Source organism: Paenibacillus ginsengihumi DSM 21568, assembly GCF_000380965.1.
In the GTDB taxonomy this organism is placed as follows: domain Bacteria; phylum Bacillota; class Bacilli; order Paenibacillales; family NBRC-103111; genus Paenibacillus_G; species Paenibacillus_G ginsengihumi.
Map to the genome: position 1 here is coordinate 55,998 of NZ_KB905576.1, position 7,059 is coordinate 63,056.

General features: G+C 58.4%; 6 protein-coding genes. 3 read left to right on the top strand and 3 right to left on the bottom strand.

What is annotated here, in order from left to right; translation table 11 throughout:
* Window positions 1-57: 57 nt before the first annotated feature.
* The 3 genes from F591_RS0115300 (at window position 58) to F591_RS0115310 (ending at window position 3,716) form a co-directional block, all read left to right on the top strand.
* Entirely contained in the window at window positions 58-1,416 is a 1,359-nt protein-coding gene (locus F591_RS0115300; protein ID WP_019535496.1) for a sodium-dependent transporter, read from the top strand.
* 1,068 nt (window positions 1,417-2,484) lie between these two features.
* The gene (rsbW, locus tag F591_RS0115305) at window positions 2,485-2,928 is read left to right on the top strand and encodes an anti-sigma B factor RsbW (protein ID WP_019535497.1); all 444 of its coding nucleotides are present in this window, start codon (window positions 2,485-2,487) and stop codon (window positions 2,926-2,928) included.
* Window positions 2,925-3,716, top strand: coding sequence for a sigma-70 family RNA polymerase sigma factor (locus F591_RS0115310; protein WP_019535498.1), 792 nt, complete (start codon window positions 2,925-2,927; stop codon window positions 3,714-3,716). Before rsbW ends, F591_RS0115310 begins: the two co-directional genes overlap by 4 nt.
* Before the next feature lie 828 nt (window positions 3,717-4,544).
* Here F591_RS0115310 and F591_RS0115315 read toward each other — a convergent pair.
* The 3 genes from F591_RS0115315 to F591_RS32880 all read right to left on the bottom strand — a co-directional run bounded on the left by F591_RS0115315 (window position 4,545) and on the right by F591_RS32880 (window position 7,045).
* Window positions 4,545-5,399, bottom strand: a complete 855-nt coding sequence (locus tag F591_RS0115315; protein ID WP_019535499.1) for an arylamine N-acetyltransferase family protein — start codon at window positions 5,397-5,399, stop codon at window positions 4,545-4,547.
* Window positions 5,400-5,827: 428 nt separating this feature from the next.
* Window positions 5,828-6,406: a hypothetical protein gene (locus F591_RS0115320; protein WP_019535500.1), complete on the bottom strand. Its 579-nt coding sequence runs from the start codon at window positions 6,404-6,406 to the stop codon at window positions 5,828-5,830.
* Between the two features lie 450 nt (window positions 6,407-6,856).
* Complete coding sequence (locus F591_RS32880; protein WP_040741806.1) at window positions 6,857-7,045, bottom strand: hypothetical protein; 189 nt, start codon at window positions 7,043-7,045, stop codon at window positions 6,857-6,859.
* Window positions 7,046-7,059 lie beyond the last annotated feature (14 nt).

The window sequence follows — 7,059 nt, forward strand, 5'->3', positions numbered from 1 at the left end:
GTTTTTTTTGTTTTCGGCAAAAAATACAAATCAACCAGAATTAGAGGGGCGGCATACATGGAAGGGCATCAAGCGCAGGGACAAGCCGGGCATTCGGACCGGACGACTCAGGAGCGTTTTTCCGCCAAAGGCTTTATTATGGCCGCGATCGGAAGCGCTGTAGGACTCGGGAATATGTGGAAGTTCCCTTATATTACGGGCAAATACGGAGGAGCAGCATTTTTTGCGCTGTTTCTTATTTGCCTGCTCGTTATCGGGCTGCCGATTCTGCTGGCAGAGCTGACAATCGGCCGCGGCGGCAGGGGGAATCCCTCCGCTTCAATGAGACGGCTGTCGGGCCAGCGGAAGTGGGGCGTTTTGGGCGGGCTGGCGATTTTGTGCCCGTTCATCATTTTGTCGTATTACTCTGTCGTTGCGGGCTGGACAGTGCATTACTCGATCAAGGCTTTCGCCGGCACGCTGTTCTCCGGCGTCGGCTACGGCCAGCAGTTCGAGGAGCTGATGAGTAGCTGGGTTCCGGCGTTCTGGCAGCTGGCGGTGATGGCGATCTGCGCACTGGTCGTCGGGCGCGGGGTGGCCGCCGGCATCGAAAAGTTCAACAAGCTGCTCATTCCGGCGATGCTCGTTCTGCTGATTATGATGATGATCAGGGCGATCACGCTGCCGGGAGCGATGAGCGGCGTCCAATATTTCCTGCGGCCGGATTTCAGCATGCTGACGCCGACGTCGGTGCTGGCCGCGCTGGGGCATGCGTTCTTTTCGCTGTCGCTCGGCATGGGCACGATCTTGACATACGGAGCTTATGTGGACCGCAGGCAATCGCTGTCGCAGGCAGCGCTGGCGGTAACCGGAGGGGACGTGCTGTACGCGCTGCTGGCCGGGCTCATTATTTTCCCGACCTGCTTTGCCTTCGGCATTGAGGTTTCCCAAGGTCCGGGGCTGATCTTCGCGGCGCTGCCGGTTGCCTTCGAGGCGATGCCGCTCGGCACCTTGTTCGGCGGGCTGTTCTTCCTGCTGCTGTCCATCGCCGCGATTACTTCGGCCGTCTCGCTGCTGGAGGTGCCCGTCGCCTTCGTCATGGAGCGCTGGGGCTGGTCGCGAAGCAAAGCGAGCGCCATAGTGGCCACAGCCTGCTTCATGGTGGGGCTTCCGTCGGCGCTTTCCGTCGGCGGTGCCGTCCAAGGCCTTTCGCTGGCTGGAAAAAGCTTCTTCGACTGGATGGACTTCATCTCGTCCAACATTATGCTGCCGGTCGGCGGCCTGATCGTCGCCCTGTTCGCCGGCTACGCCTGGAAGCAGGCGGCCGACGAGGCGGGCCTTGCGGGCCGGGCGGCCTGGTTATGGCTCGCACTGCTCCGCTATGTGGCGCCGGTGCTGGTAATGCTTATTTTCCTGCATTCGATGGGCTGGATTTAACTGGCAAGTCGGCCTGATCGCCGTCCGGCGGGGGCGCCTTGCCCCGATACGCTATGCGCCTTGCGGGCCGCTTCGCGGGTCCCAATCGGTGGATCGAACAAGGGCCAAAAGCATCCTGCCGGGTCTGAGACGGGCGCCGCGGGGAGAGACGCCGATGACGAGCGGTTCCTTACGTCATACGTCATCGGACGTCGCCTGCGGGATTGAAATTTTGACCGGCGGATTACCGGCAAATTTCCAAAGTTCGTCGGCAATGTTGTATTTTGTGCAGAAAAAAAGGGAAATAACCCGCACTCGCGGCTCGATGCTGTAGAAAGTGCAGTATTTCGTGCCACGTTCCCCGGGTTTATTTTGCCAGGCAGACCTTTAGCTAACGCTCGCCACAGAGCTTATTTCAATCCAAAGCATCGATTTGAAATTGTAACGCAAGTGAGCAGCCTTATTTGGCGTTTTGGGCTACCCGATCAGCGTTTTTGAGCAAATAGCGCTGCCAGCCTGCGTTACATTTTAAAAAGGACACGAATCAGCAAAATAGCGTTTGTCACTTGCGTTAGAGAGGTTATTATGGTGGCTCATGACTCCATGCCTCGCTTGTAGTCCTCGGTTTATGATCATGCTGCGAGTCATAAACTGGCCCCCGTCCAAACGTGAAACCGTTTGCGGCTATGACTTCTTGTCCTAACGGGCGATATCGTCCAGCAGCCGCTGCCGCGCTTCCTCAAAGCAGCGCCTATCACGCATTTTGTTTCTCTCCTGCCATCCTATTTCCCAAACTTTAGCCCAATTTTCGCCAGCTGCGCAAAAGGAAACCGTCCCGCCGCCGCAGAAATTTTTTCTAAAAAATCGCTTTTCCCTGTTTCAAACGTCGTGCTGCAGGTTAAATGTTGAAATAGCAGAACGCTGCGCCGGGCGAGCGAGCCGAACGCTGCCGATCCGCGTCCGCGGCGAAGCCTCGTATTGAACGCAAAATTGGGCGCTTGTTCGAACTGCGGTCTGACGGGATGACGTCTTGCTAACGTTTACAGCACAGCACGACGATTAACGGGTAGAAAGGGTAGAAGCAACTGTATGAATTCGCAAATCGTCCATTTGTCCGTGCCGGCGGAGGCGGAATATATCGATCTGGTTCGCCTGACGCTGTACGGAATTAGCAGCAAGATCGGCTTTTCCTACGAAGAGATTGAAGATATGAAGGTAGCGGTTGCCGAGGCGTGCAGCAATGCCATGGTCCCTGCATACAGCTCGGAAGGGGAGGGCGTGATGGAGGTGCGGTTCGAGCGGTTGGAGGACGGACTCCGCATTGCCGTGAAGAAGCGCGAAGCGAGCTGTGATCGCGCGGAGACGGCGCGGGAGGCCGCCGCTCTTCCCGGCAAAAGCTTGGACGGCATGCACTCGGGAGGTCTCGGCATTTATTTGATGCAGGCGCTGATGGACCGTGTCGAAGTCGTCAACGGCAGCGGTACCGAGGTGATCCTGACAAAGCTGCTGAGCAAAAGCGAGGAAATGGTATGAAAATCAATTCGGAGCGATTGGCCCATATGAGCACGGACAAGCTCATTATGCTGTATCAACAAACCGGCTGCAACGACGCCGCCACGGTGCTGCTGAAGCAGTTCGAGCCGCTGGTGCGGATGGCTGCCGGCAGATTGACGCGCAATCGCCCCGATCTGTACGAGGATTTGTGTCAGGTGGGGCAAATGTCTGTGCTGAAGCTGCTGAAGCAATTCGATTTGTCGCACGGCACTCTGTTTGAAGCTTATATGACGAAAAGCGTGGTCGGCCATATGAAAAATTACTTGCGGGACAAGTCGTGGTATATTCAGGTGCCCCGCCGCATCAAGGAGCAGGGCAATCGGGTCCAGCATGTCATCGACCAGCTGACGCTCCGTCTCGAACGATCCCCGAACATCGATGAGATCGCCGCCGAGATGGAGCTGTCTGTGGAGGAAACGATCGAGATTTTGGCAGGGCGCGAATATTACCATTACATTTCGTTCGAAACTCCGCTATCCAATGATGAGAGCGGTTCCACGATAGGCGATGTTATCGGAACCCCGAGCGACGCCTATCAGCGCGTTGAAAATCAATTGGACCTTAAGGAGGCGCTGGTGACGTTAAAACCGGAGGAGCAAAAGGTGCTTCAGCTGGCGTACGTGGAAGGGCAGTCGCAGCGCATGATCGCCCGGCAGCTGAACGTCTCGCAGATGAGCGTCTCCCGCATTCAGAAGCGGGCGTTGGACAAGCTGAAGGCCTATTTCAGCGAAGACGGGGACGACGGGGAGCGAAAGGGGACGGGTTAACGATAGGCTGAGGGACAGGCACCTCGCGGAGCGAACGATGGGCATGAGGGACAAGCTCACCGCGGAGCGAGCGATGAGCTGAGGGACAGGTTCCTCGCGGAGCGAACGATGGGCATGAGGGACAAGCTCCCCGCGGAGCGAGCGATGAGCTGAGGGACAGGTTCCTCGCGGAGCGAGCGATGAGCTGAGGGACAGGCACCTCGCGGAGCGAACGATGGGCATGAGGGACAAGCTCCCCGCGGAGCGAGCGATGAGCTGAGGGACAGGTTCCTCGCGGAGCGAACGATGGGCATGAGGGACAAGCTCCCCGCGGAGCGAGCGATGAGCTGAGGGACGGGCTCCTCGCGGGGCGAACGATGGGCATGAGGGACAGGCTCCTCGCGGGGCGAACGATGGGCATGAGGGACAGGCTCCTCGCGGGGCGAACGATGGGCATGAGGGACAGGCTCCCAGCGGAGCGTCCCAACGAGGGCGGAATAGCGGGTCGGCGCCAAGGCGAAAGCGTTAAGCGGCACCGCGTCCGGCACGAAACAGGCTGTGATCTGTCAGACTGCCGGCCGAGGGGGCCAAATCACAGCAGGCAGCGCTCCGCTTGAGGGGACTGCCTGCTGCCGTTGCCGCTGGCCTGCTGGCGGTTCCGATTCCGGTTCGTCATCTCGCATGGATGCCGCTATGGCTTTGCTTAACATCGCATGATCTCGATGCACCGCGCACGGTTCCTGCAGGCAAAGATGGCGCGGCATGAGTGTGGTTGACCGCAAAACCGCGCGCCGGGAGTCGCCGCTGGGACGCGCGCGGCGAAATCCGGATTTTGCCTGATCGGTCCCGTCACTCCCGCGCCAGCATCGCTTGCTTCCAGGCTTCGTGCTGCCGCTGAACTTTGCTCCACAGTTCGTCCCGTTCCAGACGGCTGTACGCAGCAAGACGCTCTCCGAAAATATCCGTGAGCACGTCGAACCACTGCGATTTGGCGGAAACCTCCGTCTTCACGATCCCGTCTGCCTCCCGCCGGCTCCAAATGCAGCCTCTCAATTCATTGCTTCCGTTGGCGTGCCGCTGTCGGATCAAAAACAGACGCACCCAGGGCGAGTCGGGAGAGCGGCTGTACACCTCGTGCTGCGGAGCGAACACTCCCATATCGGTCACGATCTCAGGCGCCACATCGACTCCGACGGAAGCGCCGAGCGGGTCGTGAACCAGACGCCACCCGTTCTCCGCGACGCCGGAGGCGGTGACCTGGTACACAAACGGGCCTTGCCGATACTCTCCCTCCCGCAGCGGCAAAGGCTCGTAGGGCATATCTCCGAGTCCCACGTCGATGATCCACCGTTCATTATCCAGGAGAACCGTCAAGCCGATATGAAACGAATTGACCCGCGGCTCTTCCCCGTGGGGCTGAACACCGGCGCGGTGCCAGAACACCTTGTACCCTAGCGAGCGCAGAAGCTCGCTGAAGGCACCGTTCAAGTGAAAGCAATAGCCGCTTCTTCCGCTCAGAATCAGCTGGACGGATGTGTCTATGTCAATGGAAGCGGTCTTGCCGGCAAAAATATCGAGCGTTTGCCAAGGGATGCGTTCGACATGAGCCCGATGAAGCTCGAACAAGTACGACTTCGTCGGAGGCTTCAAGTCGGCGATGCCTAATCGTTGCAAATAAGCCTTGATTTCTGTATGGGTCAGCATGGGCTTCACTCCTGTTCCGATGCTTTTGTTGTGCGTGGCAATGAAAATAAAGTAGGAAACGATAATATGTTACCATATGGTCACATATTAATAATAATGGATCCGCCGCCGTGCTGTTAACAGCTGGCGGCTTGGTTTCCCGTCGGCAGTGGTCGTACCGCCGCCGACGGGAAGCGGGCGTTTCTGCTTGCTGCTATCGGCTGGCGAATTGGGCGGCGCTTTTGACCGCATCGTCAGCTGCGGCAGCTCCTGCCGGGTTATCCCGGTCCGAAGGCACAGACGAAGGAAGCGGCCATCGTCGGCATCGCCGCCTGCGCCAAAGGCCGCCGCCTGCCCCTTGCGCAGTCCGGCGGTGGAGCAACCTGCCGGAGAGCAGCGAGCACGTCCCGGCGCCCGGAGCTGCGCAGGCAGGCGGTGGCCGGCTGGGCCTACGGCTTGCCCTTCAGCCGCCGGATGACCAGCAGCGCGGCCACGGCAATCATAATGACCGCAGCCAGGCCGATGGCGATCCGGGTGAGCGGCCCCTGCTCTTTCGGCGGCAGCGGGGTAGGCGGAGAAGGCTGGGCCAACCGGTTCAGCTCGGCGATCTCGGCCTGCGCCTGCGTTTCCTTCAGGTTGCCGCTGCACAGACTCGTGTGCAGCGTCCCGTCCTGATCCGTATTGGCATAGATCAGATAGGTCTGTCTTTGGCTGAAGCTGAAGCCGCAGGAGGCCGGGTCCCCGTCGATGCTGTAGACGAGCTGTTTGGGCCCGAGCGTGCCTTTCCACACTTTTTGCACTTCAAAGGTGTAGCCCCGCAGCCGGCCGTAATCGGCTTTCTTGGCCAGCGTATCTTTGCTGACGGCTTTGCCGAGGAACACCGCCTGCGATTGGCTCAGTTTCCCGGTGACGCCGCCTTGCTCTGCGCAGCTGCATCCATAGGCCGGCGCCGGATGCAGCAGGGAAGGCAGCAGTGTGCCGAGCAGCAGCACCATACTGATTGATAGCGTTTTCAAATATCTCGACATTACTAGCCTCCTATCGTACCCTGGCCGGCAGCCCTATTGGTGGTAAGGGCAAGAGAAGGAGAGCTGCCGACCGGCGGAGAATGTTGCATGCATTTAATCAATATACGCGGCACGAAGCTAAAAAGTTTCACTCTGCGCATAGAAAAGCTTGGGAACAGGCTCAGAACGCTTGGGGCGGCGGATTACGCTGAATTTTCAAGATAGCCCCCCATGCGGCTTGCGCAGCACCATCAGAAGGATGAAAATGTGCCGCGAACCTTGGGCTATTTTCAAGATAGACGCCCATGCCGCTGGGGCAGCACCATCAGATGATGAAAATGAGCAGCGAACCTTGGGCTATTTTCAAGATAGACGCCCATGCCGCTGGTGCAGCACCATCAGATGATGAAAATGAGCAGCGAACCTTGGGCTATTTTCAAGATAGACGCCCATGCCGCTTGCACGGCACTATCAGATGGTGAAAATGGTCAGCGGGCCCGGGGCTATTTCCACGAGAGCCAGCAAATGTTGTATTTTGTACAACAAAAATGGGGGGATAACCCCTATTTGCGGCTCAATGTTGTAAAAAGTGCAACAATTTGGGCGATATTCCCGGATTTGAAGCCAACCGCCCCTAAATTGTTGCACAAAATACAACATTCTCCTTCTTCTGG